The sequence below is a fragment of the Streptomyces sp. NBC_01017 genome (assembly GCF_045162795.1).
GTDB classification, from domain to species: Bacteria; Actinomycetota; Actinomycetes; order Streptomycetales; family Streptomycetaceae; genus Streptomyces; species Streptomyces machairae.
On record NZ_CP108683.1, the window covers coordinates 7763396 to 7789006 of the forward strand.

General features: G+C 72.0%; 23 protein-coding genes and 1 riboswitch. Of the genes, 9 read left to right on the forward strand and 14 right to left on the reverse strand.

Features of this window, described 5'->3' with window-relative positions:
* Positions 1-97: 97 nt before the first annotated feature.
* The 5 genes from OG331_RS35645 to thiO form a co-directional block, all read right to left on the reverse strand.
* Entirely contained in the window at positions 98-1000 is a 903-nt protein-coding gene (locus tag OG331_RS35645) for a deoxyribonuclease IV (RefSeq protein WP_406204045.1), read from the reverse strand.
* 74 nt (positions 1001-1074) lie between these two features.
* Entirely contained in the window at positions 1075-3015 is a 1941-nt protein-coding gene (pknB, locus tag OG331_RS35650; protein WP_406204048.1) for a Stk1 family PASTA domain-containing Ser/Thr kinase, read from the reverse strand.
* A 131-nt stretch (positions 3016-3146) separates the two neighbouring features.
* The gene (locus OG331_RS35655) at positions 3147-3941 is read right to left on the reverse strand and encodes a thiazole synthase (protein WP_406204051.1); all 795 of its coding nucleotides are present in this window, start codon (positions 3939-3941) and stop codon (positions 3147-3149) included.
* A gap of 3 nt (positions 3942-3944) precedes the next feature.
* Entirely contained in the window at positions 3945-4157 is a 213-nt protein-coding gene (gene thiS, locus OG331_RS35660) for a sulfur carrier protein ThiS (RefSeq protein WP_406204054.1), read from the reverse strand.
* Positions 4154-5320: a glycine oxidase ThiO gene (thiO, locus tag OG331_RS35665; RefSeq protein ID WP_406204057.1), complete on the reverse strand. Its 1167-nt coding sequence runs from the start codon at positions 5318-5320 to the stop codon at positions 4154-4156. Before thiO ends, thiS begins: the two co-directional genes overlap by 4 nt.
* Positions 5318-5429: riboswitch (TPP riboswitch) on the reverse strand. It overlaps the preceding gene by 3 nt.
* Before the next feature lie 52 nt (positions 5430-5481).
* Between thiO and OG331_RS35670 the strand changes: the two genes are divergently transcribed.
* The 6 genes from OG331_RS35670 to OG331_RS35695 all read left to right on the forward strand — a co-directional run bounded on the left by OG331_RS35670 (position 5482) and on the right by OG331_RS35695 (position 10833).
* A complete protein-coding gene (locus OG331_RS35670; RefSeq protein WP_406204060.1) occupies positions 5482-5856 on the forward strand; it encodes a hypothetical protein in 375 nt (124 codons plus the stop codon).
* Between the two features lie 32 nt (positions 5857-5888).
* Complete coding sequence (locus tag OG331_RS35675) at positions 5889-7118, forward strand: NAD(P)/FAD-dependent oxidoreductase (protein WP_406204063.1); 1230 nt, start codon at positions 5889-5891, stop codon at positions 7116-7118.
* Between the two features lie 76 nt (positions 7119-7194).
* Positions 7195-7560, forward strand: coding sequence for an Rv2175c family DNA-binding protein (locus OG331_RS35680; RefSeq protein WP_406204066.1), 366 nt, complete (start codon positions 7195-7197; stop codon positions 7558-7560).
* A gap of 527 nt (positions 7561-8087) precedes the next feature.
* On the forward strand, positions 8088-8750 hold the full coding sequence (gene thiE, locus OG331_RS35685) for a thiamine phosphate synthase (RefSeq protein ID WP_406204069.1): 663 nt from the start codon (positions 8088-8090) through the stop codon (positions 8748-8750).
* A gap of 136 nt (positions 8751-8886) precedes the next feature.
* Positions 8887-9810, forward strand: a complete 924-nt coding sequence (gene metF, locus OG331_RS35690; RefSeq protein WP_406204072.1) for a methylenetetrahydrofolate reductase [NAD(P)H] — start codon at positions 8887-8889, stop codon at positions 9808-9810.
* A 57-nt stretch (positions 9811-9867) separates the two neighbouring features.
* Positions 9868-10833 carry a hypothetical protein gene (locus tag OG331_RS35695; protein ID WP_406204074.1) on the forward strand — a complete coding sequence of 322 codons (966 nt, stop codon included), beginning with the start codon at positions 9868-9870 and terminating at the stop codon, positions 10831-10833.
* A gap of 30 nt (positions 10834-10863) precedes the next feature.
* On the opposite strand, the gene OG331_RS35700 is transcribed toward OG331_RS35695, so the two are convergent.
* The 5 genes from OG331_RS35700 to OG331_RS35720 all read right to left on the reverse strand — a co-directional run bounded on the left by OG331_RS35700 (position 10864) and on the right by OG331_RS35720 (position 17039).
* Complete coding sequence (locus tag OG331_RS35700) at positions 10864-12381, reverse strand: phytoene desaturase family protein (RefSeq protein WP_406204077.1); 1518 nt, start codon at positions 12379-12381, stop codon at positions 10864-10866.
* Positions 12382-12554: 173 nt separating this feature from the next.
* Entirely contained in the window at positions 12555-13169 is a 615-nt protein-coding gene (locus OG331_RS35705) for a DUF4126 domain-containing protein (protein ID WP_406204080.1), read from the reverse strand.
* 387 nt (positions 13170-13556) lie between these two features.
* Positions 13557-14186, reverse strand: coding sequence for a TetR/AcrR family transcriptional regulator (locus tag OG331_RS35710; protein ID WP_328882223.1), 630 nt, complete (start codon positions 14184-14186; stop codon positions 13557-13559).
* Between the two features lie 23 nt (positions 14187-14209).
* Complete coding sequence (locus tag OG331_RS35715) at positions 14210-16294, reverse strand: YhgE/Pip family protein (protein WP_406204084.1); 2085 nt, start codon at positions 16292-16294, stop codon at positions 14210-14212.
* Positions 16266-17039 (reverse strand): ATP-binding cassette domain-containing protein, encoded by a 774-nt coding sequence (locus OG331_RS35720; protein ID WP_406204087.1) that lies wholly within the window; start codon positions 17037-17039, stop codon positions 16266-16268. The genes OG331_RS35715 and OG331_RS35720 overlap by 29 nt, the downstream gene beginning before the upstream one ends.
* Positions 17040-17208: 169 nt before the next feature.
* Here OG331_RS35720 and OG331_RS35725 point away from each other — a divergent pair, with 169 nt between their 5' ends.
* The 3 genes from OG331_RS35725 (at position 17209) to OG331_RS35735 (ending at position 19522) form a co-directional block, all read left to right on the forward strand.
* Positions 17209-17799, forward strand: coding sequence for an SAV_6107 family HEPN domain-containing protein (locus OG331_RS35725; protein ID WP_406204090.1), 591 nt, complete (start codon positions 17209-17211; stop codon positions 17797-17799).
* 212 nt (positions 17800-18011) lie between these two features.
* Entirely contained in the window at positions 18012-18839 is an 828-nt protein-coding gene (locus tag OG331_RS35730) for a class I SAM-dependent methyltransferase (RefSeq protein ID WP_406204093.1), read from the forward strand.
* A gap of 290 nt (positions 18840-19129) precedes the next feature.
* Positions 19130-19522, forward strand: a complete 393-nt coding sequence (locus OG331_RS35735) for a DUF3040 domain-containing protein (protein WP_328882228.1) — start codon at positions 19130-19132, stop codon at positions 19520-19522.
* 142 nt (positions 19523-19664) lie between these two features.
* Here the strand turns inward: OG331_RS35735 and OG331_RS35740 are convergent, their stop codons facing one another.
* The 4 genes from OG331_RS35740 to OG331_RS35755 all read right to left on the reverse strand — a co-directional run bounded on the left by OG331_RS35740 (position 19665) and on the right by OG331_RS35755 (position 25303).
* Complete coding sequence (locus tag OG331_RS35740) at positions 19665-22049, reverse strand: DUF3488 and DUF4129 domain-containing transglutaminase family protein (protein WP_406204097.1); 2385 nt, start codon at positions 22047-22049, stop codon at positions 19665-19667.
* Positions 22046-23419 carry a DUF58 domain-containing protein gene (locus tag OG331_RS35745; RefSeq protein ID WP_406204100.1) on the reverse strand — a complete coding sequence of 458 codons (1374 nt, stop codon included), beginning with the start codon at positions 23417-23419 and terminating at the stop codon, positions 22046-22048. The genes OG331_RS35740 and OG331_RS35745 overlap by 4 nt, the downstream gene beginning before the upstream one ends.
* Positions 23416-24459, reverse strand: coding sequence for an AAA family ATPase (locus OG331_RS35750; RefSeq protein WP_406204103.1), 1044 nt, complete (start codon positions 24457-24459; stop codon positions 23416-23418). Before OG331_RS35750 ends, OG331_RS35745 begins: the two co-directional genes overlap by 4 nt.
* Before the next feature lie 232 nt (positions 24460-24691).
* Positions 24692-25303, reverse strand: a complete 612-nt coding sequence (locus OG331_RS35755) for a beta-class carbonic anhydrase (protein WP_406204106.1) — start codon at positions 25301-25303, stop codon at positions 24692-24694.
* Positions 25304-25611 lie beyond the last annotated feature (308 nt).

The following is a 25611-nucleotide window of genomic DNA, read 5'->3' on the forward strand; positions in this document are numbered from 1 at the left end:
CAATGCCAGGTTACGGTTCCTGCACCGAGCAAGAACCGTATACCCCCCAGGGGTATTCCCAACCCAACCCTGTCCTGTCCTGTTCTGCCGGGTCGGGTTACCCGTCGCGAAGCTTCTTCAGCCGCTCCACGTCCGCCGCGTGCCCTTCCTTGCCGCCCGGTGTCTCGATGATCAGCGGTACCCCCTCGGTGGCCGGGTGCGTCATCAGCGCCCGGAACGGGTCCTCGCCGATGTGACCTGCGCCGATGTTCTCGTGCCGGTCCTTGTGGGCGCCGACGACGTCCTTGGAGTCGTTGGCGTGGATCAGCTTCAGCCGGCCCTCGCCGACGGTGTCCACCAGCAGGTCGAGCGTCTGGTGCATGCCGGACGGGCCGGTCAGGTCATGGCCGGCGGCGAAGATGTGGCAGGTGTCCAGGCACACGCCCAGCTTCGGATGGGCGTCCAGCGCCTCGAAGTACGGCCCGAAGTCCCAGGTCCGCGAGCACAGTGAGGAACCCTGCCCGGCGGTGGACTCCAGCAGCAGGAACGGGTCGTCGTCGTGGCTCAGCTCGTCGAGGAGCGGCAGCATGTGCTCGCGTACCTGCTTGAGCGCCACGGCCCGCTCCCGGCCGCCGGTCGCGCTGCCCGTGTGCACGACCACGCCCAGTGCCCCGATCTCCCGCCCGCGCCGCAGCGAGTGCCGCAGCGACTCCACCGACTTCTCGACCGTCGCCTCGGTGTGCGAGCCGAAGTTGATCAGATACGGCGCATGCACATACGCCGGGATCGACTCGGCCTCGCACACCGCGCGGAACTCCTCGTCCTGCCGCGGATTCCCGGCCGGCGTGGCCCAGCCGCGCGGGTTGGCGACGAAGACCTGGACCGTCTCGGCCTTGAGGTCGTGGGCGTAGGTGAGCCCGACGGAACTGAGGCCGCCGGCCACGGGGACGTGGCCGCCGATGGGGTTGCGGGACGGGGCGGCGGGGGCGGGTTCCGGGGTGGCGGACTGCTGGATCTTCACCCGTTCAGGGTGTCATGCGCGCGGAGGGGTCCCGTGCGGGGACCCTGCGACTGACCGCCCGCCGCTGCGCCCCGTCACCGGATGGTGATCGTGATCGTCGACCCCTTCGGCGCCGTCTTCCCGCCCTTCACGGACTGCTTCTTGACCGTGTCGCCGAACAGTCCGAGCAGGCCGCGGTCCTCGTCGACCTGGAAGCCGGCCGACTCCAGCGCGGTCGTGGCGTCGTCGACGCTGGCACCGACCACGTCCGGGACCTCGATCATCTCGGGGCCCTTGGACAGCGTCAGCGTCACGGTGTCGCCCTTGGCGGCCTGCTTGCCCTCCGTCGGCGACTGCTGGGCGACCTGGCCCGCGTCGAACTCGGAGTTGACCCGCGCGGGGGCGACCTTCACCTTCAGGCCGGCCTCGGCCAGGTCGGCCTTCGCGTCGTCGAGGCTCCCGCCGATGACGTCCGGGATGTCGACCGGGGTGCCCTTGCTGACGGTGAGCGCGACCGCGGAGCCGGAGCGGACCTTGGTGCCCGTCCCGGGGTCGGCGGAGATCACGGAGCCCCGTGCGATGTCGTCGCTGAACTCCCGGGTCTCCATGCCCGGTTCGAGGCCGCTGTCCTTCAGGACGGTCCTCGCCTTGTCCAGCCGGTAGCCCTCCAGGTCGGGGACCTTCACGGTCTCCGGTCCCGCCGAGATGACCAGACTCACGGAGTCGTTGTGCCGGATGCGGGCGCCCGTGTCCGGGTCCGTGCTGATGACGGTGCCGCGCTTGACGGTGTCGCTGAACGCGCGCTCGACCTTGCCGACGTCGAGCCCGGAGTCCTCCAGCCGGTCCCGGGCCTGCGCCTCGGTCTTGGACAGCAGCGGGGGGACCTCGGTGAACTGGCCGGAGTTGATGTACCAGATGCCGACGCCGAGGCCGAGGGCCAGCAGCACGGCGGCGACGATGACGAGCGGCCCGCGCGGAGCGCGCGACGTCCGTGACCGGCGCCGGGGCGGCGGGGGCGGCGACTCCAGCCGGCTGGTCCTGTTGAAGACGGCCTCGCGCTCCGATTCGTCCTCGTTCACGGGCAGCGGCCGCTGGATGTTCAGCGCGCGCGGGATCACGCTCGTACGGTCGTCGGCATTGCTGTGCTCCGCCGTGAGCGCCTGTGGCGGCACAGCGTCCAGTTGCTCCGCGCTCAGTGCGGCGCGGGTGTCCCGGGCCAGCGCGAGCAGCGCCACCGCGTCGTACGGACGGATGTCCGGGGTGCGTGCGGTGGCCGACGCGACCAGCTCGTCGAGCTCGTACGCCAGCCCCGGCACGATCGCCGAGGGCGGCGGGACGTCCTCGTGCAGGTGCTTGTAGAGCACCACGGCGGGGGAGTCCCCGTCGTGCGGCTTGTCGCCGGTGAGCATCTCGTAGAGCACGACACCGCACGCGTACACGTCGACGCGGGCGTCGGCGGCGCCGGGCTGCTCTATCTGCTCGGGCGCGAGATAGGAGACGGTGCCCAGCACGGCACCGGTGGTGCTGGTCACGGTGTCCACGGACCGCACGAGCCCGAAGTCGGCGACCTTGACCCGGCCGTCGTCCCCTATGAGGACGTTCTCCGGCTTCATGTCCCGGTGCACGAACCCGGCGCGGTGCGCGGCGCCGAGCGCGGCCAGCACCGGCTCAAGGATGTCGAGGGCGGCGCGGGGCTGCAGCGCCCCGCGCTCGCGCAGCACGTCGCGCAGGGTGCAGCCCGCGACGTACTCCATGGCGAGATAGACGTACGACCCGTCGGTGCCCTGGTCGAAGACCTGCACCACGTTCGGGTGGGCCAACCGGGCGACGGACTTCGCCTCCCGGATGAACCGGTCGACGAACACCCCGTCGACCGCCAGCGCGGGATGCATCACCTTGAGCGCGAGCACACGGTCGAGGCGGGTGTCCACGGCCCGGTAGACCGTGGCCATCCCGCCGACCGCGATCCTCGCGTCCACGCGATACCGGCCGTCGAGCACCTGCCCGACCAGAGGGTCTTGAAGGGTCGTATCCACGCAGGTGAGTGTACGAGCCGACACCGACACGCCTCTCGGTTCGGCCGGGATCGGGGCGGGACTGAAGCTGACCTGTGACGGACGCCTCACTGGCCGAAGACTTTCCATCGAACGTGCGTTCAGAACGGCTTTCAGAACGCGGGCCGCTCCGGGTCCAGCCGCGCCAGGCCCTCGACCGGCGACGACGCCTCCGCGAAGTGCCGCATCGGAATCCTCCCCGCCCGGTGGGCCAGCCGCCCCGCCTCCACCGCATGCCGCATCGCGTCGGCCATCAGCACCGGCTCCTGGGCCCGCGTCACCGCTGAGGCGAGCATCACACCCGCGCACCCCAGCTCCATCGCGAGCGCCGCGTCCGACGCCGTACCGGCTCCCGCGTCCAGAATCACCGGCACGCGCGCGTGCTCCGTGATCAGCTGGAAGTTGTGCGGATTGCGGATACCGAGCCCCGAGCCGATCGGCGACCCCAACGGCATGATCGCCGCGCAGCCGACGTCTTCCAGCTTCCGCGCCAGCACGGGATCGTCATTGGTGTACGGCAGCACGGTGAACCCGTCGTCCACCAGCGTCTCGGCAGCGTCAAGGAGCTCGATCGGGTCCGGCAGCAGCGTCCGCTCGTCGGCGATGACCTCCAGCTTGATCAGATCCGTGCGGAGTGCCTCGCGCGCGAGGCGGGCCGTCAGCACGGCCTCTCCCGCCGTGAAGCACCCCGCCGTGTTCGGCAGCACCCGGATCCCGAGCTTCTCCAGCACCGAGAGCACCGAGCCGTGCACCGACGCGTTCACCCGCCGCATCGCGACCGTCGTCAGCTCCGTCCCGGACGCCACCAGCGCCCGCTCCAGCACGTCCAGGCTGGGCGCCCCGCCCGTGCCCATGATCAGACGGGACGTGAAGGACGTACCCCCGATGACAAAGGGATCGTCGGCCATGGTTCAGCCTCCTTGGACGGCGGTCAGGACCTCGACGCGGTCCCCCTCGGAGAGGGACGTCGACGGCCACTGCGTACGCGGGACGACGGTTTCGTTGAGGGCGGCGGCCACTCCGGAGGGCGCCGCGGTGAGGGACTTCACGAGCGCGTCGAGAGCCGTGCCCGGCTCGATCTGCCGACGCTCGCCGTTGACCGAGATGGTGACCGGGACGCTCATACGGGCTGCTCCGTGAGTGCGGCGGCGCTGAAGCGCCTGGGGGTGAAGGCGCGGGCCTCGTCCGGGAGCTCACCGGTGGCCAGGACGTGCGCCATGACGTCGCCGGTGGCCGGCGTGAGCAGCACGCCGTTGCGGTAGTGCCCGGTGGCCAGCGACAGCCCGTCCAGCTCGGTCGGGCCGAGCAGCGGCGCGTTGTCGGGGGAGCCCGGGCGCAGGCCGGCCCGCGTCTCGGTGAGCGGCAGTTCGGTGATGCCCGGCACCAGCTCGTGCGCGTCGCGCAGCAGCTCGTACACGCCGCCCGCGGTCACCGTGGTGTCCCAGCCCAGCTCCTCGCTCGTCGCCCCCACGACCAGCTCGCCGCTCTCACGCGGCACCAGATACACCTGGCTGCCCCGCACCACGGCCCGCACGGTCCGGCTCAGGAACGGCGCGTACCGCTGCGGCACGGTCAGCCGCAGCACCTGTCCCTTCACGGGGCGCACGGGCGGCAGTACGTCGTCCGGGACCCCGGGCAGACGTCCGCTGAGGCTCCCGGCCGCGAGGACGACCTGGCCCGCGCGCAGCTCGGTGCCGTCCGCCGTGGTGACTCCGGCGGCGCGGTCCCGGACGACGTCGAAGCGCTCGGCCCAGGCCCGGTGGAAGACCACTCCGGCCCGCTCGCACGCGGCCACCAGTGCCCCGGACAGCCGCCGCGGGTCGATCTGGTGGTCGCCGTCCACCCGCAGCCCGCCGCGCACGCCCGGCGCGAGCATCGGCTCCAGGCGCCTGCACTCCCGCCCGGACAGCCACTCGGAGTCCAGGCCGGACTGGCGTTGCAGGGCGTGCAGGTCGCGCAGATGGGCGCGGTCGTCCGCGTCCAGCGCGACGGCGAGCGTGCCGCACCGGCGGTAGCCGAGGTCATGGCCGGTCAGGTCGGTCAGCTCGGCCGTGAAGTCCGGGTAGCGGCGGGCCGAGGCGAGGTTCAGGCCGAGCAGGGTCTGCTCGCCGTAGTGCAGTTCCGTGACGGCGGCCAGCATCCCGGCCGCCACCTGGGCGGCTCCGCCACCCGGCTCGGGGTCCACGACAGCCGTCGTGAACCCGCGCTGCGCGGCCCGCCACGCCGTGACCAGGCCGATGATGCCGCCCCCGATGACGAGGACGTCTGAGGTTCGCGTACGCGACATGGGCGTCCAGCCCCTCCCTTCGCCGGCATGACCCGGATCAGGTTCGTACGGTCGGAGGCCGCCAGCCTCCCTCTCAGCCCGGTGCGTCCGGGCTCCCGCGAGTGCTCTACGTTGGCCACCCTAGCCCGCCGCCCGAAGTCTCAGTAAGGGAGCCCGCGTCCATGCCCCGCTCGCTCGACGGTCTCGTCCTCGCCCCGGTCGCGGACCAGGCCCCAGGTCAGGTGGGTACCCGCACCCGGTTCACGTACCACGAGAAGGACGGCGAGATCTGGGCCGAGTACACGGGCGGCGACGTCGTACGCGGCCATCTCGTGGGCACCAGGGAAGGCGACCGGCTGGACTTCCGGTACGTGCAGCTCAAGCGGGACGGCACGACGTCGTCGGGGCACTGTGCGTCGACGGTGGTCGAGCTCCCCGACGGGCGGGTGCGGCTGGAGGAGACCTGGGAATGGGAGTCGCAGACGGGCAGCGGGACCAGCGTGGTGGAGCAGCTTCCGGTCGAGGTTGTGCAGCAGGTCACTGAGCACGCCCCCTGACTGACAAATAGTCAGTTGTCTATGGTGATCAGGTGAGCGAGCAGACGCAGCAATGGGGCACGTCAGCGGCACGCCGCGTGGTCGTGGCCGGCGCGGGCATGGCCGGCGTACAGACGGCGGTCGCCCTGCGGGAACAGGGCTACACCGGCACCGTCACACTGATCGGCGCCGAGCCCCACCAGCCGTACGACAGGCCGCCCCTGTCCAAGGCCGTGCTGCTCGGCAAGGCCGAGGGCTCCGCCTTCGACGTCGACTTCGAGGCGCTCGGCGTCGAACTCCAGCTGGGGCGAGAGGTGCTGGGCGTGCGCCCCGCCGAGCACCAGCTGGACACCGAGGCCGGGCCCGTCCCGTACGACGTCCTCGTCCTCGCCACCGGCGCCGAACCGATCCGGCTGCCGGGCGCGGAGGGCGTGCCCGGCGTGCATCTGCTGCGCACCCTGGACGACGCCGAGCGGCTGCGGCCGGTGCTGGCCCGGCAGCACGACATCGTGGTCGTCGGCGCGGGCTGGATCGGCGCGGAGTTCGCCACGGCCGCGCGCGAGGCGGGCTGCGCGGTGACGGTCGTGGAGGCGGCCGAGCGGCCGCTCGCGGGTGCGCTGCCCGCGGAGGTGGCCGCGCCGATGACCGCCTGGTACGAGGACAGCGGGACGGTGCTGCGTACGCACGCGCGCGTGGAGCGCGTCGAGCCCGGCGAGGTGGTCCTCGACGACGGCTCGCGGGTGCCCGCCGGTGCGGTCGTGGTCGGCATCGGGGCGCGGCCCGCCACGGCCTGGCTGGCGGGCTCGGGCATCGAGCTCGGCGTACAGGGCGACGTCGTGGCCGACGAGCGCCTGCGCACGTCCGTGCCGGACGTCTACGCGGTCGGCGACTGTGCCTCCTTCCCGTCGGGGCGGTACGGCGCGCGCCTCCTGGTCCACCACTGGGACAACGCCCTCCAGGGCCCGCGCACGGTCGCCGCGAACATCCTCGGCGAGAGCTCCGCGATCTACGACCCCGTGCCGTACTTCTGGTCCGAGCAGTTCGGCCGCTTCGTCCAGTACGCCGGCCATCACGCCGCCGCCGACACGCTTCTGTGGCGCGGCGACCCGTCGGGCCCCGCCTGGACCGTCTGCTGGCTGCGGGGTGCCCGGCTCGTCGCCCTGCTGGCGGTGGGCCGGCCGAGGGATCTGGCGCAGGGCCGACGGCTGATCGAGGCGGGCACGCCGGTGAACGCGGAGCTGCTGAAGGATCCGGGACGGCCGATGAAAGGGGCGGTGGCGTAGCACGTCACCCCAACAGGTCCTCCCGGGCGGACCGGCCTGGCTTCCGACTGTCAGTGGCAGATGGCAGGCTTGTTCCGTGACCGAGATTGACGCAAAAACCGATGCTCTCGTCCCCGCCTGGCTCACCCTCCCCGACATCGCCGAAATGTTCGGCATCGAGGTGACCCGCGTCCGGCAGCTGGTCAAGGACGGCCAGCTCATCGCCGTACGCCGTGGTGAGAACCGCGCACTGCACGTCCCCGCCGCCTTCATCGACGGGGACAAGGTCGTCAAGGGCCTGTCCGGGACCCTGACGCTCCTGCGGGACGACGGCTTCACGGACGAAGAGATGCTGGAGTGGCTCTTCACCCCCGACGACAGCCTGCCCGGCACCCCCGCGCAAGCACTCAGTGAGAATCGCGGCACGGAGGTGAAGCGCCGCGCCCAGGCGCTTGCCGTCTGAGTCCGAACCCACCGATCCGAACACCGTCCGGCGCACGGGCCGGGGCAGCCCCAAGGCCACGGCCGCGGGTAGTTGCGGCCCGGAGCCGGCGGCGGGACGCGCGTGGCGCACGGTGGGGAGTGACCGCACGGTGGTGAGTGACGGGGAGCGGCGGGGAGAACCTGCCGCTCCCGCTCGGGGCCGGGGGTCGGCTCCCAGGCCACCGGCGCGACGGCGTCTTCGTAAGCTTCGTAAGTGCGGAGGCTTCGGCCGTCCGGCCGACGCGGGTCGGCCGGGCCCGCCGCGTCGGCCCGTGCCGCACCGCGGTCGAGGCCGCCGTCGGAGGGCGCCGCCCCTGGGCTCGAAGCAGGGCGTCCCCGGGCTCGAAGTCAGGCTCGCCCGCACCGGCGGCCGGGTCCGGTGCCACCCCGCCCCGGCCCACCACACCCCACCGCTCCACGACGTCGCGCCCAGCTCCGGCTACCGTGCCACCGTCCGGCACCCGCCCGACGTCACCCGTCCGGCAACCCGACCACAGGGGGCACCGTATGTCCGACACCGTCACCGCAGGCACCGCCCGCGCCCAGCTCGCCGATGCCCGGCTCTACCTCTGCACCGGCGCCCGCAAGCAGCAGGGCGACCTCGCGGAGTTCCTGGACGCCGTGCTGGCGGGGGGCGTCGACATCGTGCAGTTGCGGGACAAGGGCATGGAGGCGGCCGAGGAACTCGAGCACCTGAAGGTCTTCGCCGACGCCTGCGCCCGGCACGGCAAGCTCCTCGCGGTCAACGACCGTGCCGACGTGGCCCATGCCGCCGGCGCCGACGTCCTGCACCTCGGCCAGGGCGACCTCCCCGTACCCGCGGCCCGCGCGATCCTCGGCGACGACGTCCTCATCGGCCGCTCCACGCACTCCGGGTCCGAGGCCTCCGCGGCCGCCGTCCAGGAGGGCGTCGACTACTTCTGCACCGGCCCCTGCTGGCCTACCCCCACCAAGCCCGGCCGCCACGCCCCCGGTCTCGACCTGGTCCGGCACACGGCCGCCCTCGGCACCGCCCGGCCCTGGTTCGCCATCGGCGGCATCGACCTCGCCAACCTCGACCAGGTGCTGGAGGCGGGCGCCCGCCGTGCCGTCGTCGTACGGGCGATCACGGAGGCGGACGACCCGGGCGCGGCGGCGGCGGAGTTCGCCAAGCGGCTGCGGCAGGGGTAGTGCCCCGCCTGCCCCGGTGGGTACCCCGACCCCGGATTTCCTGACGTTTGTCCAAGGCGTGGACAACAAACCGGCAAATCGGGCAAATGTCCGGCGTCCGGTTGGGGGACCGGGGCCCCCTGGCTAACCTGCGAGTATGGCCCTCGGCACCGCATCCATCAGATCGGACCACGCTCGTACCGTGCGCGAGATGCTCGCGACCGGAAAGACGACGTACTCCTTCGAGTTCTACGCGCCCAAGACCCCGAAGGGCGAGCGGAACCTGTGGAACGCGCTGCGCCGGGTCGAGGCCGTAGGACCCGACTTCGTCTCCGTGACCTATGGCGCGGGCGGTTCCACCCGCGCGGGCACGGTCAAGGCGACCGAGGCGATCGCCTCGGACACCACGCTCACCCCGATCGCCCACCTCACCGCCGTCGACCACTCGGTGGCCGACCTGCGCAACATCATCGGGCAGTACGCCGACGCCGGGATCCGCAACATGCTCGCCCTGCGCGGCGACCCGCCCGGCGACCCGCTGGGCGACTGGGTGCGGCATCCGCAGGGCCTCACCTACGCCGCCGAACTCGTCGAACTGATCAAGGCCTCCGGTGACTTCTGCGTGGGCGTGGCGGCCTTCCCCGCGATGCACCCGCGCTCCGCCGACTGGGAGGCGGACGTCGGTCACTTCATCGACAAGTGCCGCGCGGGCGCGGACTACGCGATCACGCAGATGTTCTTCGAACCGGAGGACTACCTGCGTTTGCGCGACCGGGTTTCGGCCGCGGGCTGTGACACCCCGATCATCCCGGAGATCATGCCGATCGCCAGCGTAAAGACGCTGGACCGCATCCCCTCCCTCACCAACGCCGCTTTCCCGGCCGCCCTGAAAGAGCGGATCCTCACAGCCAAGGACGATCCCGCGGCTGTACGCTCCATTGGCATCGAGTTCGCCACGGAGTTCTGCGCGCGGCTGCTGGCCGAGGGAGTGCCCGGACTGCACTTCATCACGCTCAACAACTCCACAGCTACCTTGGAAATCTACGAAAGCCTGGGCCTGCACCACCCACCGCAGGCCTAGACCGGCCGTCCTGATATACGTCACACTGCGTAGGCGGCCACTGGGAGAGGGGCGTACATGGGCTGGACGGTCCTCTACATCGCATTCGGCGTCGTCGCGCTGTGGCTGCTGGGCGAGGTGCTGCTGCAGTACAAGGCGCGGCTGCGCTGGCGGCTGCTCGCCTTCGTCGGGTTCCTCGGCGTCGTGGTCGGGGTGCTGATTCCTTCCGTCATCGTCATCGGTCTGGGCGCGGCGGCGTTCGCGGTCGGCCAGACCTACGTCACGCTGTCGTTCCGCCGCGGCTTCTCGGCCGGCTGGGCGGTCTCCGCGCCGGCCCTGGGCCCGCTGGCCGCCGCCAAGCGCCGCCGCGGTGAGCCCGACCGCCAGGAACCGACCCTCGAGGTCTCCGACCTGGAGGCGGCCGAGGACGGCTACGCACGCAACGACGCCAAGTACGGCCAGGACGGCGTCGGTTACGGCGACGACTACGACCGCGACGACGTGTTCACCCCGTCACGCGCAGCTCAGCCCACCGCCGCCGAGACGACCTCCGTGTATGAACCGCAGCCCCTGCCGGACGACACGGGCTCCTACGGCATATACGGCGGCGACCCCGCCTACGCCGCCGCCGACCAGAACTACGCGGCCCCCGGCCAGCACCAGGACCAGTACGCGACGGCCGACCAGGGCTACGCGTACGACGGCTACACCGGCTACGACCAGCAGCAGTACGGCTACGACGCCACCGGCCAGCAGCAGCAGTACGCCGCGTACTCCGACCCGTACATCGGCACCCAGACCTACGGCGGCGTCTCCTACGAAGCCTATGGCCAGCAGCAGTACGGCCAGCAGGGCTACACCCAGGACCAGTACGCCACCGGCACCTATGGCGGCGAGACGCCGGCCGGCGGCGTCTGGGTCCCGCAGCAGCGCACCGACGAGGCGTACGGCGGCGAACTCCCGCCCGAGCAGCAGTACCCGTACCAGGGCGACGGCCAGCAGCAGGGGCACGGGCAGGGGTACGACGAGCAGTACCGTTTCTGACGGCCCGGCCCGGCCCGGCTCACGCCCGGGTCACTGAGAGCCCCGGAACTCGGGCCCCTCCAGGATCAGTCCCGCCACCAGCGCGCCCGACATGCCGGCGTGGGGGAGCCCGCCGCCCGGGTGGGACCAGCCGCCGACCGTGAACAGGCCGGATACGGCCGTGCTGTTGGACGCGTGCAGCAGACGCCCCTCCGCCGCGGCCAGCGCGGGTGCCGGAACCGCGCCGCCCTCCGCGCCGGTCTCTTCCGCGATGTCGGCGGGCGTACGCACCTCGTGCCAGAGGAGCCGGTCACGCAGGTCCGGGACGGCACGCTCCGCGACCGTGATCAGGTCCTCGGCGTGCCGGGCGAAGACCTCCGATTCCGCCCCACTCCGGTCAGGCTGTGCAGGCACCGTCGAAGTGAGCGTGATCGCCTCATGCCCGGGGTCCGGAACCAGCCCCGGGTCGTCGGGCCGCAGGACGGTGACCGTGGCGCGGGCGGCCATGCCCCCGGCCGTCCCGAACAAGGCGTCCAACTCGGCCTCACGGTCCTCTGCGTGCACCACAGTGCGGTGCGCCGCGCCTTCCGGCCGGGCCCCGCGCAGCGCCAGCAGCACCGTCAGACGGCTCGCCGCCCCGCGCTGGGGCGCGACCTCGCCCTCGCCGCGCGGCGCCGTGCCGCCCCGGACGAGGCGGTCCAGCACCCCGGGGGCGACCCCGGAGACCACGAAGTCGGCCTCCACCACCGAACCGTCGGCCAACTCCAGCCCCGCCGCCCGGCCGTCCTTCTCCAGCACCCCGGAGACCTCCGCGCCGAAGCTGAACTCGACCTTCCGGGCCACGCACCGCTCGTAGACCGCCCGCGCCAACTCCCGTATGCCGCCCCGCACATACCAGATCCCGAACGCGTGCTCCAGGTACGGCAGCACCGCCGCACTTGCCGGGGTCTCGCGCGGATCCAGGCCGTACGCGAGCGCGTGGCTCTCCAGCAGGGCGACGAGCCGGGGGTCGCGCAGCTCGCAGGCGCCGACCTCGGCGAGGGTGCCGGCCCGGCGGGTGCGCAGGAACCGCTTGTGGGGCACCGCAGGGTAGGGCTCGCGCTCGGCCAGCACCTGCCAGTTCGGCCACAGGGGCTCCTCCAGCAGCGGTCTGCGCGTGCGGTCCCAGGCCTCGCGGGCGCGGACCAGGAAGTCGCCCCACCGGCCGCCCGTACCGGCGCCCAGCGCTTCGTCGAGGGCTGTCACGATGCCCGCGCGCGACGCGTTCGGCAGACTGACCTCGGTGCCGTCCGCGAAGACATGCCGCGCGGACGGGTCGACCTGGACCAGCTCGACGCACGCCTCCAGGGGCTCCTTGCCGGTCTTGATGAACAGATCGCGGTACACGGCGGGGAGGGGGAGCAGCCCCGGGCCCGTGTCGAACCCGAAGCCGTCGCGCTCGAAGCGGCGCACCGCTCCGCCGTACGTCTCCGCACGCTCGTACACCGCCACCCGGTGGCCCGCGACGGCGAGCCGGGCAGCGGCCGCCATCGCGCCCATCCCGGCGCCGATCACCGCAATCCTTGCCATGCGTGGGACTTTACTTGGGCCTGCTTTGCGATGTTCGCGCCGGTCACTGCGGCTGACCTGCTTGTCTGCTGGGGGTCCGGGGGTTATCCCCCGGGAGAATGCAGCATCGGCCGCCACTGACAACGGCTCCCTGACCTCGGGCGCAAGCGCAGCCGAGGCGCTGCGCGGCCGCCTCAGCCGGGCCGTTGCCCCACCGCCTGGGCGAGCCGCTTCTCCTCCCGGCGCTCCGCCCTGCGGCGCAGGAAGCGACGGATCCGTGAGACCAGGAAGAGGAGCAGCAGCAGCCCGGCGAGCAGCAGGGCGCCCGCGATGACCGCCGCGGCGACGGGGTAGAAGATCGCGAGGGTGATGAGGGCGCCGACCCCGAGGTCCTCGGCGATGCTCACCACGATGTTGCTGAACGGCTCCGGCGAGGTGTTGACCGCCATCCGCGTGCCCGCCTTGACCAGGTGGCTCACCAGCGCCGTGGAACCGCCGACCGCGCCCGCCGCCAGCTCGGGCAGCGACCCGCTCTGCCCGGCGAGCAGCGCGGCCACCACCGCGCCCGCCACCGGCCGGATCACGGTGTGCACCGAGTCCCAGGCCGAGTCCACGTACGGGATCTTGTCGGCGACGGCCTCGCAGAGGAACAGCACGCCGGCCGCGATCAGTACGTCGGGCCGTTGCAGCGCCTCGGGCACCTCGTCGCTCAGCCCCGTCGCGCCGAACACGCCGAGCAGCAGGACCACGGCGTAGGAGTTGACGCCGCTGGCCCAGGCGCTGGTGAAGATCAAGGGAAGTATGGACACGGACGCGATCGTAACCAGTCGGCAACGGCGGGGCTTGGGGATGAGTGCGCAGTTCTGAGTACGCGTACCTAGTCGGTGAGTTGAGTACGCGCGCGGATGGGGCCCGACCTGCCGGAACGAGAGAGTGGGGGCACGGAGAAGGGGATCGGCTCCGGCACCGGCGACACGGGGCGCCGGAATCGGAGCGGGCCCCGGATCCGCTCCTTCCGCCGGCCCGGCGTCGGCGGGAGCGAGACGGGGGACCCGGGGGAACGACCGGACGGGGGTCCAGCGGGGGGACACGGGGGAGTACGGGGGAGCACGAGAGGGCGCCGGTTCGACAGTGGCCCGCGGGGGACGCGGCCACCGTCGGACCGGCGCTTTCGTGTGCGTACGACGCCTGTCGCGTCAGTGGCGCCCGCTCACCCGGCCCTGCAACAGCCGGGACAGCGCCGAGTGCACGTCGTCCAGGGAGCGCTCCGGCTGGAACGACTTCCAGTCCAGCGCCGCCACCAGGACCATGCCGACCAGGGCGGCGGCAGTCAGCTGGACGTCGATCTCCTCGCTGAACTCGCCGTTGTCCACGCCCTCGCGCAGCACGCCCTCGACGACCGCCACGGCCTGCTGCCGGACCACCATCAGCGTGGACTGCCAGGCCCGGTTCGTCCGCCACAGCTCGGCGACGTAGAGCTGGGTGAAGGACGGGTAGCGGTCGATGAAGACCAGCCCCGCGCGGATCATCGCGTCCAGGGCGTCCACCTTGCTGCCGCCGTCCCGCGCGGTCTTCTCCGCCGCCTCCCGCAGGGACGCGGTGAGGAGTTCGACTCCGTGGCGCAAAAGCTCCTCGAAGAGGACCGACTTGCTGGCGAAGTTGTAGTAGACCGTGCCCTTCGCCACCCCGGCCCGTTCGGCGATCTCGTCAACGGTGGTGGCGGAGAAGCCCTGTTCGGCGATGAGCGTGACGGCCGCCTCGTAGAGCTTCTGCCGGGTGGCCTCACGGCGCGTGCTGCCGCCCGACGCGGCGTTGCTGCTTTCCATGGGCCTGATTGTGCCGCGCGCTTTCACAGGGTCAGCTCCGGGTGCAGCCGGTCGAGCGTCCACACCTGCCGGCGACGGGCCGACAGGGCAGTCAGCGCGAGGGCGCCCGCGGTGAAGGCGACGAGCACCACGCACGCGTGCCACACCGGTTCGAGCCCGCCTCCCGTGATGAGCCTCCTGAGCGCCTCCACGACGTAGCTCATCGGCAGGAAGGGGTGCAGCGCGTTGAAGAAGCCCGGGCTGGTCTGCACGGGATAGGTGCCGCCCGCGGACGTCAACTGCAGCATCAGGAAGGCCAGGACGAGAATCCGGCCCGCCGCGCCGAAGCGCGCGTTCAGCCACTGCACGATCGCCGCGAAGCATGCCGTCACGAGGAACAGGAAGCCCACCGTCCCGGCCGCCCGCACCATCTGCAGCCCTACGGCCCAGTGCAGCACCGACATCAGGGCCACCGTCTGCAGCGCCCCGATCGCCACCACGGGCAGCCAGCCGGCCAGCGCGATCCGCCACGCCGAGGCGCCCGCGGCGAGCGCGCGCCGGTTCATCGGCGTGATCACCATGTACGCCACCATCGCGCCCACCCACAGGGACAGGGGGATGAAGTACGGGGCGAATCCGGTGCCGTAGTTGGGCGCCTTGTGCATGTCCCGGGAGACGAGCTGGACCGGGTCGGACATGACCTCGGTGCGCTGTTCGCGGGCCTTCTTGTCGTAGTCGGGGATCTTCCCGGCACCGTCGTGCAGCCCGTCCGAAAGCTTCCCGGAGCCGTCGACGAGCTTGTAGATGCCGCCGTTGAGGTCGACCGCGCCGGACTTGAGCTCGCCCACGCCGCTGTCCAGGTCCGCCGCGCCGGACTTGGCCGAGCCGAGGCCCGAGTGCAGCTTCTTGGCGCCCGCGGCGACCTTGCCGGCCCCCTGGTTCAGCTTGTTGATCCTCGCGACGGCGTCGTCGAGGTCCTCGGAGAGGCGGGGCGCGCGGTCGGCGAGCGCCTGGGACTGCTTCTGGAGGGTGGCGAGGTGCTTGTCGAGCTTCTTCAGGTCGCCGTCCTGGTCGGCGATCAGCGTGTTGAGGTCGTCGGCGATCACCGCCACGTCCGCGGCCGACTGCTTCGCCTTCTTCAGGTCGGCGCAGGCCGGGTCGGGCAGTACCGGGTCCTCACAGCGCGCCTTGTGGATGAGGTTCAGCGCGTCGGACGCCGTGTGGGCGCCCTTGGCGGCGCCTGGGGCGCGCTCCACCAGGTCGTCGAGGTTGTTGCGGATCGCGCCCGAGGTGTCGGCGACCAGCTGGGCGGTGTCCCCGATGGTCTTCTCGTTGTCCTTCAGGAACGGCCCGATCTTCTTGTCGACCCCGTTGACCTTGTCGGCCAGCGTCTGCGTCCCCTCCGCGACCCGCCTGGAGCCGTCCTCCAGATCGCCCGCGCCGGTGTTGAGCTTCTTCAGGCCCGTGGACAGCTTGCCGCTGCCCTTCTTGGCGTCCTTCAGCCCGTCGGCGAGGTCCTTGGAGCCCTTCTCCGCCTTCCCGATGCCGCCTTCGAGCTTGTCGGCGCCGTTCGCGGCCTTGACCGTCTTGCCGTGGATGTCGGAGAACGAGACGAAGATCTTGTCCAGGAACGACCGCGACGCCTTCGTCGACGCGGCCTCACGCACCTCGCTGAAGACCGTCCGCGAGATCTGCCCGACGATGTAGTTGTTCGCGTCGTTCGTACGCACCTGAAGAGCGCCCGTCTCCGGGGAGTCACCCGAACTGGAGGCGATCCGCTCACTGAAGTCGTCCGGCATGGTCAGCGACAGGTAGTAGGTGCCGTTCTCGACGCCCTTCCGGGCCTCGGCGGCACTCACCTCCCGCCAGTCGAACACGTCGCTCTCGCGCAGCCCCTTGGTGATGTCGTCGCCGGCGGCGAGCTTCTTGCCCTCGACGCTCGCCCCCTTGTCGTCGTTCACGAGCGCCACGGGGATCCGGTCCAGACGGCCGTACGGGTCCCAGAACGACCACAGGTACAGGGCGCCGTACAGCAGGGGCAGTACCAGCAGCGCGACCAGGGCGGCACGCGGCAGCTTCCCCCGGCCGAAGCGCCGGAGCTCAAGCGCGGCCAGCCTCGGCGAGCGCATCGGCGGCCTCCTTTCCGTCGGTTTCCTCGGGCTCGGGTGCCTCGTCGGCCGCCTGGGTCGACACCTTGACCGTCCCGTCGGGGGCCTCGCTGCACACCGCCACGACCGTGGTCCCGGTCTCGGCGATCGACTTCAACAGCGCCCAGGCCTCGGCCCGTTCGGCGTCCGAGAGCTTGAGGTCGGAGTCGTCGACACCGAGCACGCGTGGGCGCGCGATGAGGGCCAGCGCGACGGACAGCCGCAGCGCCTCCAGCCGCTCCAGATCCCGTACGGCCGTACGCGAGCCCTTGGGCAGGGAGTCCAGGTCGAACCCCGCCGCCGTCAGCGCGGCGTCGATCCGCTGCCGCTCCTTCGTCCTCCGCTCGCCACGGTGCCGCAGCAGCCCGCGCAACGAGTCGCCGAACCGCCGCTGCAGCAGCGCCCGTTCGCGAAGGTGCTCGGCGACGGTCAGGGCCGGGTCCAGGTCGGTCACACCCGGGACATGGGCCAGGGCGCTGACGCGCCGTACCGCCGCCATCCGCTTGGGCACTTCGGCCCCGTCCACGGTGGCGGACCCCTCGGTGGGCTTCATCCGCCCGGTGAGCGCGAGCAACAGACACGTACGGCCCGTGCCGGACGGTCCCTCGATCGTGATCAGCGAGCCGGCCTCCGCCTCGAAGGAGACCCCGCGGAACGCCCATCCGCGGGGCCCTTCGAGGCCGAGACCCTGGGCCGTGACGCCGGTCGCGGCCACGGTTCCCCCCATCCCTGCCCCCTCTTCATTTGAACTGACTGGTCAGTGCAAAAGTTAGCCCGAACTCTCGATCGAAGCAAAATCCCAGGTCAGAACGGATTGTCAGTGCCATACCTCACGATGGGCACATACGGCATCCCGTATCAGGGCGTGCCGTCACACAGACGACAGGAGGTTCGTCATGGCCAACTATCACGCAGCAGCCGCCCGCCGGCGCCGCGCCACCGGCCCTGCCCCCTCACTGACCGGCCCGGCGAACGACGTGCACCCCGTCCTCCGCCGGACCACGGCCCCGCCCGCCGCCCTCGACCTGCTCGCCCAGGCCCGTGCCGGACTGGACGAAACCGCCGTGCTGGAAACGTCGAACGAGCGCTACGCCACAGCCCACCTCGCCGCCCTGCGCATCGCCGCCGCCGTGCTCGCCGCGCGGGGGCGCCCGGAGCCAAGTCCCAGGCGCCGGGCCCGCATCAGGAGCGCATGGGAAGTGCTCCCCGAAATCGCACCCGAACTCACCGAGTGGAGCGCGCTGTTCGCCTCCGGCGCCCGGCGCCGCGCCCGGGCCGAGGCGGGCATCCAGGGCGCGGCCAGCCGCCGGGACGCCGACGACCTGATACGCGATGTGGCGATGTTCCTGCGCCTCGTCGAGCGGATGCTGGTGCTCCAGCCGGTCCTGCCCCAGCCACGGCCGGACATGGACGGGACGCACGGGACGGACGGGGAGGAGGCTGACGGCTCCCGTCACGCGCGGGACGACATGCCGGACGCGGGCTGAGGGAGGTTCCGTGGATCGGGGGGTGTACCGGCCGCCTTGCCGGGGGCTACGGCGTCGGCGTCACCCGGCACCGCGATGACCGGGTGGGCCGTCGTAGGCAATAGGGTGGAGGGCGCCTGAAGCCTTCCTCCTCCCGTGACCCCGGGCGGCCGGGAGGCAGCCCGTTCGCTCCGCCGTGCAGTCGGCGGCGCCGCGCCGAGGAGTCAATCGCCGTGTCGGACCCGATGCGCCCGCCCGCCTCCCCCCACCACCCTCAACGGGCGTCGCTGCGCTCCGGCCCCTCTCAACCCCGGGCCTCGCTCCGTACCGCCGTGGTCTGGGAGGTCCTCCAGGACGCCCTGGACCGCCGGGTCAAGGCCACGGGGCGGCAGGCGCTGGACGTCCTGGACACCGGGGGCGGCAGCGGCAACTTCGCCGTGCCCCTCGCCCGCCTCGGCCACCGCGTCACCGTCGTCGACCCCAGCCCGAACGCGCTCTTCGCCCTGGAGCGGCGCGCAGCCGAGGCCGAGGTCGCCGACCGGGTGCAGGGCGTCCAGGGCGACGCCCACGGCCTCTTCTACGTGGTCGAGCGCGGCGGGTACGACGTCGTGCTGTGCCACGGCGTCCTGGAGTACGTCGACGACCCCGCCGAGGGCGTCCGCAACGCCGTGGCCGCCCTGCGTGCCGAGGGCGTCCTGAGCCTGCTCGCAGCCGGTCTGGGCGGCGCCGTGCTGGCGCGGGCCCTCGCCGGTCACTTCAAGGAGGCCAAGCAGGCCCTCCAGGACCCGGACGGCCGCTGGGGCCAGGGTGACCCCGTGCCGCGCCGTTTCACCGCCGAGCAGCTCACCGGGCTGGTCGAGGGCGCCGGCCTCCGGGTGGGTGCCGTGCACGGCGTACGGGTCTTCGCCGACTTGGTCCCGGGCGTGCTGGTGGACACCGAGCCCGGCGCTCTGGAGGCGCTGCTGAAGCTGGAGGAGGCCGCGGCGGAGCTGTCCGCCTTCCACTCCGTGGCCACGCAGCTCCACGTGCTGGGCGAGACGCGGGGGACCGCCGAGGCCTGAGCCGCTTTCCGTGAGCGCCCCCGGGCGCGCGCCGTTGATCAGGGGCTTGGCTGCACATGGAGTACGCCACAGGCCCCCCGATCGGCCGCGCGGCGCCGTATGATCGAGGGAGACCGTTCCGGCATGACGTGTCGGCCGCTGGGGAATGCAGATCTCAGCGAGTCGGGACGTCATGACGGAGCCCGGTTGGCCAATTGGCGTAGAGGGGCGGGTTTCACGGGGGCGATTCCCTGCCTATCCTGAAGGGACCCCCCGGGTCGCCCCGGCGACTGCACGATGAGGAGGACTCCGTGCCGCTCTCGGAGCACGAGCAGCGAATGCTCGAGCAGATGGAGCGAGCGCTGTACGCCGAAGATCCCAAGTTCGCGACAGCGCTTGAGGGAAGCGGGCTGCGTACGTACACCCGGCGACGGGTCTACCAGGCGGTCGCGGGCTTCCTCGTAGGTATCGCGCTCCTCATGGCTGGAATGGTCGCCAAGCAGGTGTGGCTGAGCGTGGTGGGCTTCCTCGTCATGCTGGGCTGTGCGGTACTCGCCGTGACCGGTTGGCGCAAGGCCCCCAAGCCGGGCGAACAGCCCGCGGGCGGCCAGCAGACACGCCGCCAGCCACGTCAGAAGCGCTCCATGATGGACCGTATCGAACAGCGCTGGCAGCGCCGCCGCGACGAACAGGGCGGCCATTAGCTCGACGAGCAGCTCCCGAACAGACGCAGGGGGTGACCACCGGTGGGTGGTCACCCCCTGACGTATGCCTACGCCCGGTGACGTGCGCCTGCGTCCGGCCGGGTGAGCCGGGGCCCGGCCCCGGCGACCGTGGGCCGACCAGTCACCCCCGTTGACCCGGCGTTGACGGCCTGCGCCACGTCGGGCGGGCCGCTGCGGCGCGCCGTTTGACGTTGATCCACCAGTCCGACAGGGCCCAGGCGACCCGCGCGCTGGAGCGTGGGGCCAGACGGGCGCGCAGGTTCGTCGTCCAGGCGGACTTGGACTCGAGGTCCGACAGGACGCCGCGGACGTCCTCCGCGAGGCCGGCCGGCGGGCGCGGCGTGGGGGCGTACAGGACCTGCTCCACCGCGTCGGCCACCCGGTGCACCGAGGCCGCGGCCGGTGGGTCGAGTTGGCCCAGCCGAACGATGCGGGCGGCGGTCTTCCGCGGGGTCTGGGAGTCGTCCGGGGAGATGCCGAAGTCCCAGGCGGTGTCCGTGAGTTCCTGCCAGACCGCCAGGGTGTGGAGCGACGCGTCCGCCTCGGTGCGACCGTGCCCTCCCAGTCTGACCGCTCTCGTCCGCAGCCGCCACAGCATCGGCGCCAAGGGGATCAGCAGCGCCGCGGCCCCTCCGAGGGCCCACGCCAGGATGACGTACCACTTCGGGCCGTCGTCGTCCGTGACGAGCGCGGCCTCCGGGGACTCGCTCGCGCACAGATCCGGGTTCTGCCCCGCGCAGCTCTCGCTCGTCGAGGGCGAGGCCGAGGGCCCCGTGCTGGTCGACTGCGAGGGCCGCGCCACGTCAGGCAGCGTCGAGCCGGTCGTGTCCGACTGGGTGTACGACGGCACCGAACCACGGGTCGGCGTCGGCTCGAAGCGGGTCCAGCCCACGCCCTCGAAGTACAGCTCCGGCCAGGCGTGCGCGTCCTTCAGCCCCACCGAGACGGAGTTGTCGCCCTGCGGGGTTCCGGGCGCGAAGCCCACCGCCACCCGTGCCGGTATGTCCAGCGAGCGGGCCATCGCCGCCATCGCGAAGGAGAAGTGGACGCAGAAGCCCTGCTTGTCCTTCAGGAAGCGGGCGATCGCCTGCCGGCCGCTGCCCACCTTGACGTTCGTGTCGTACTGGAAGCCGCCCGTGACGGCGAAGTACTCCTGGAGCTTGACGGCCCGCTCGTAGGGGTTGGCCGCCCCCTCGGTGACCTGGCGCGCGGTCCGGGCCACCACCGTGGGCAGAGTGTCGGGCAGCTCGGTGAACTCACGCTTCAGGGCCGCGGGCGGCTCCGGCGCGTCCGCGAGCTGCTTCGCCGTCGGCTGCACGTCGAGGCTGCGCACGGTGTACGTCGCCCCGCGTGTGGTCTGGCGGCGGTCGCCCACGACCGTCATGCCCAGCGGTTCGTACCGCCAGTTGCCCGCGATGTCCACGCCGCTGGGCGGGTACGGCATCGGCAGCCAGTTCTGCGCGTACCAGTCCGCGGCCGAGATGGTCGTCTCGACCTGTGAGCGCTGGACGTCCGGGCCGAGGCCGAAGGGCGTGGGGAACTCGTTCGGCACGGCCTGGATGTTGCGCTTGGCCGGCTGCCAGGTGGTGCCGTCGAAGTCGTCCAGGGAGACGATCCGCAGGTACATGTTCGAGAGGTCGGCCGTGTCGGTCTTCAGGGACAGGACCTCGCGGTCCTCGTCCACGTTCAGACTGTCGCGCAGCGACACCAGCGGGTTCACCGCGGAGATCGTGCCGCCGCTCCCGCTGCCGGAGCCGACCCCCGTGCCTGCGGCGTCCAGCAGACCGCCGTTCATCGCGGGCAGGGCCAGCGGCACCGCCAGGGCGATGCCCAGCGCGACCACGCCGATGCGCCGCCCGGTACGGACGGGCGCCACCGCGCCGGTCGGCTCCCCGCCCGGCATCCGCGGTGCCCCGCCGAAGACCCGGCCCCACTGCGAGAGCCGGTCGTGCCCCTCGGCCAGGAGCAGCATCAGATAGCCCGCGGCGGCGACCAGGAACCACAGCCAGTCCGCGCCGCCCTCGGACAGCCCTGCGGCGACGGAGTACAGCGCCAGCAGCGGCAGCCCGGCCGGGGCGGCGCTGCGGAACGTCACCGCCAGGGTGTCCACCGCCAGGCCGATGATCAGGACACCGCCGATGAGCATCAGCCGGATGCCGTCCGACAGCGGCGCCGGGATCGAGTACCGGCTGACGTCGTCCGCGCCCGTCTGCAGCAGCTCGCCGAAGTGGGCGAACGCCTCCGGCCCCGGGATCACTCCGATGATCGCCTGCTGGTTGGCGAAGGTCAGGGTCAGCAGCATCAGGGCGGCCAGGGCCTGCGCCGCCACCGTCAGGGGCCGGGCCAGTGGCACCCGCCGGGTCGCCATGCCCACGCCCGTCTGGATCGCCAGCAGGAAGACCGCCTGCAGCAGCCAGGTGACCGGGGAGACCAGGGGCAGCAGGGCACAGGCCGCCATCAGTGTGGCCGCCGCGGCGCTCAGCGCCATCCGTGTCCGCCCGCTCATACCCGTCCCCCCTCGCCGAACGCGCCACTGATCGCGGCGGCGTCCGTGCGCGCACGGTCCGCCTGGCGCCACAACTCGTCCAGCGAAGCTCCCCGCGGCACGCTCAGGGCCGTCCAGCCCGCCTCCCGCAGCATCCGCAGCCGCTCCTCGCCCCTGTCCAACGCGCCGGGCACATCGGTGGGTTCCCGCACCCAGGACCCGCTGTCCAGCACGAAGGCCACCGCGCCCCCGCTGCGCTGCCGCATCTTGGCGGCCACCGCCGCCTGCTCCTCGTCGAGGTCGCCGAAGAAGGCGACCAGCAGCCCTTCGTTGCCGCCGCGCATGACGTCGTACGCCCGCGACAGACCCGTACCGTCCGAGTGGTCGATCACCGCGAGGGTGTCCATCATCAGCCCGGCCGCGTCCGCCGACTCCTGGCTCGCGCCCGCGAACCCGTCGGCGCCCTCGGCGGGCACCGAGCTGCCGGTGTCCGTCAGGAGCCGCACCGAGAAGCCCCGTTCGAGCATGTGGACCAGCACGGACGCCGTGCCCGACACGGCCCACTCGAAGGGCGAGTCCGGGCCCGCGCCCTGAAAAGCCGGGCCCCGGGTGTCCAGCAGCACCGTGCACCGGGCGCGCTGCGGCTGCTCCTCGCGGCGCACCATCAGCTCGCCGTACCGGGCGGTGGAGCGCCAGTGCACGCGGCGCAGATCGTCGCCGTAGCGGTACCCGCGCGGGATCACGTCGTCCTCGCCGGCCAGCGCGAGCGAGCGGTGCCGCCCGTCGCCGTAGCCCTTCGCCTCCCCGCTGAAGCGCACCGACGGCAGTGGCTCCACGCGCGGGATGACCGTCAGGGTGTCGTGCGTCGAGAAGGAGCGGGTCAGCTCGCACATGCCGAACGGGTCGCTCAGGCGCAGCTGCAGCGGGCCCAGCGGATAGCGGCCGCGCAGGTCGGAGCGCACGCGGTACGACACCTCGCGGCGGCCGCCCGCCTCCACCCGGTCCAGGACGAAGCGGGGGCGGGGTCCGAGGACGTACGGCACCCGGTCCTGGAGCATCAGCAGGCCCGTGGGCAGCCGGGAGACGTTGTCCATCCGCAGATGGACACGGGCCTCGCTGCCGGCGGGCACGCGCGCGGGGGAGAGCCTGCGGCTGCCCGCGACCCGGTAGCGCGTGCGGTACAGCACCGTCGCGCAGACCAGCGGGAGCACCGCGAGCAGCAGCCCGACGCGCAGCAGGTCGCTCTGCCCGAGGACGTAGGAGCAGATCGCGGCCGCGATGCCGGCGGCCAGGAAGGAGCGGCCACGCGTGGTCAGACCGGCCAGCGCGGTGCGGACCCCGCTCTTCTCACCGCGGTCCGCCTCCGCCTGGCCGGTCCCACCGAAGGTCATCCCAGCCTCCGCGGCGGCTGCTGGCCGTACGTCGGAGTGCCCCGGCCGAGGCCCCCGAAGCCGGTCTGCTGCTGGGGCGCGGCGGGCACCGGGGTGCGCTGCATGATCTCCTGGACGACCTGCTCGGACGTACGCCGGTTCAGCTGGGCCTGTGCGGTGGGCAGCAGGCGGTGGGCCAGGACGGCCACGGCGAGGGCCTGCACGTCGTCCGGCAGCGCGTACTCCCGGCCGCTCAGGGCTGCTGACGCCTTCGCCGCGCGCAGCAGATGCAGCGTCGCGCGCGGCGAGGCGCCGAGTCTGAGGTCGGGGTGCGTGCGCGTGGCGGCGACCAGCTCCACCGCGTACCGCCGGACCGGCTCGGCCACGTGGACGCCGCGGACGGCGTCGATCAGCTTCACGATGTCGTGGGCGTGCGCCACCGGCTGCAGGTCCTCCAGCGGCGAGGCACCGCCGTGCACGTCCAGCATCTGCAGCTCGGCCTCCACGCTGGGGTAGCCGACGGAGACGCGGGCCATGAAGCGGTCGCGCTGGGCCTCGGGCAGCGGGTAGGTGCCCTCCATCTCGACCGGGTTCTGCGTGGCCACCACCATGAAGGGGCTCGGCAGCTCGTAGGTCTGCCCGTCGATCGTGACCTGGCGCTCCTCCATGGACTCCAGCAGCGCGGACTGGGTCTTCGGCGAGGCACGGTTGATCTCGTCGCCGATCACGATCTGGGCGAAGATCGCGCCGGGCTTGAACTCGAAGTCCTTGCGCTGCTGGTCCCAGATGGACACACCGGTGATGTCGGACGGCAGCAGGTCGGGCGTGAACTGGATTCGCCGGACCGAACAGTCGATGGATCGCGCCAGCGCCTTGGCCAGCATTGTCTTGCCCACGCCGGGGACATCCTCGATCAGAAGATGTCCCTCGGCGAGCAGTACGGTCAGCGAAAGCCGTACGACCTCGGGCTTGCCCTCGATCACACCCTCCACCGAACTGCGGACACGCTCCGCAGTGGCGGTCAGATCAGTGAGGCTCGCTCGATCGTCATAGGTCGTCACCCGGCCCTCCTCGGCCCGTTCTTTCCGGGCCGACGCGATGCGGACCGGCCCACCCCTTGAACACGGACACCACGCGTGAAACGTTCCGCGTACTGCCACACTCGCATTCTTGCTGCCGTTACCGATTCGTGTCACTCGACTGTGGACAACTGTCCGCGATATGTCAGGGCTTAGGGCCTTTTGTGCGCTCCCGAGGCCGAATTGACAGCGAAACGACAGGTGCAGCGGAGCGTTACGCGGGGTCGATCTCGCGCAGCAGACCCGTTTTCACGTCGAACACGAAGCCGCGCACGTCGTCGGTGTGCACCAGGAACGGCGAGGTGCGCACGCGCTGCATCGACTGCCGCACGTCCTGGTCGACGTCGCGGAAGGACTCCACCGCCCAGGCGGGGCGCTGGCCGACCTCCAGCTCCAGCTCGGTGCGGAAGTCCTCGGTGAGGGACTCCAGGCCGCAGCCCGTGTGGTGGATCAGCACGATGCTGCGGGTGCCGAGCTTGCGCTGGCTGATGGTGAGCGAGCGGATCACGTCGTCGGTGACGACGCCCCCCGCGTTGCGGATGGTGTGGCAGTCGCCGAGCTCCAGGCCGAGCGCGGCGTGCAGGTCGAGACGGGCGTCCATGCAGGCGACGATGGCGACGTGGAGCACGGGCCGGGCGTCCATGCCCGGGTCGGTGAAGGCGGCGGCATAGCGCTCGTTCGCCTCGACGAGACGGTCGGTGACCGTGCCGCGGTCGGCTATCGCACCCTGGGGGCCAGTGGGAACCGATGCAGAAGTCGTCATACCCATGACGGTACTGGTCACGTCCCGAACGGTCCCGTTGTGAGAGGGGACAAAGAACGCCATCGAGCCTTGTTGTGAGCTAACCCACAGGGGTGTCGTGAGTGCGCCCATACGAGCGAATTCGACCGCAGCGCGGCGCCGGCGGAACCCGAAGCGGCGACGCGCAGGCCGGTTGATTGACCGCGACACACGGTGGACTAAAGTGACGCGAAGCGGGAGGCGAGACTCCCTGCTGGACTGAATTCCCCGGAGACCCGGCGACTTTCCGGAGATCTCCCCGCGTGCGCGGCGCGTACGTACGGCTCGGCCTCCTCCCGCTCCCGGTCGGCTGACGCTTCCGGCGCCGGCAGGCCTCCCCTTCACGAGCGGGC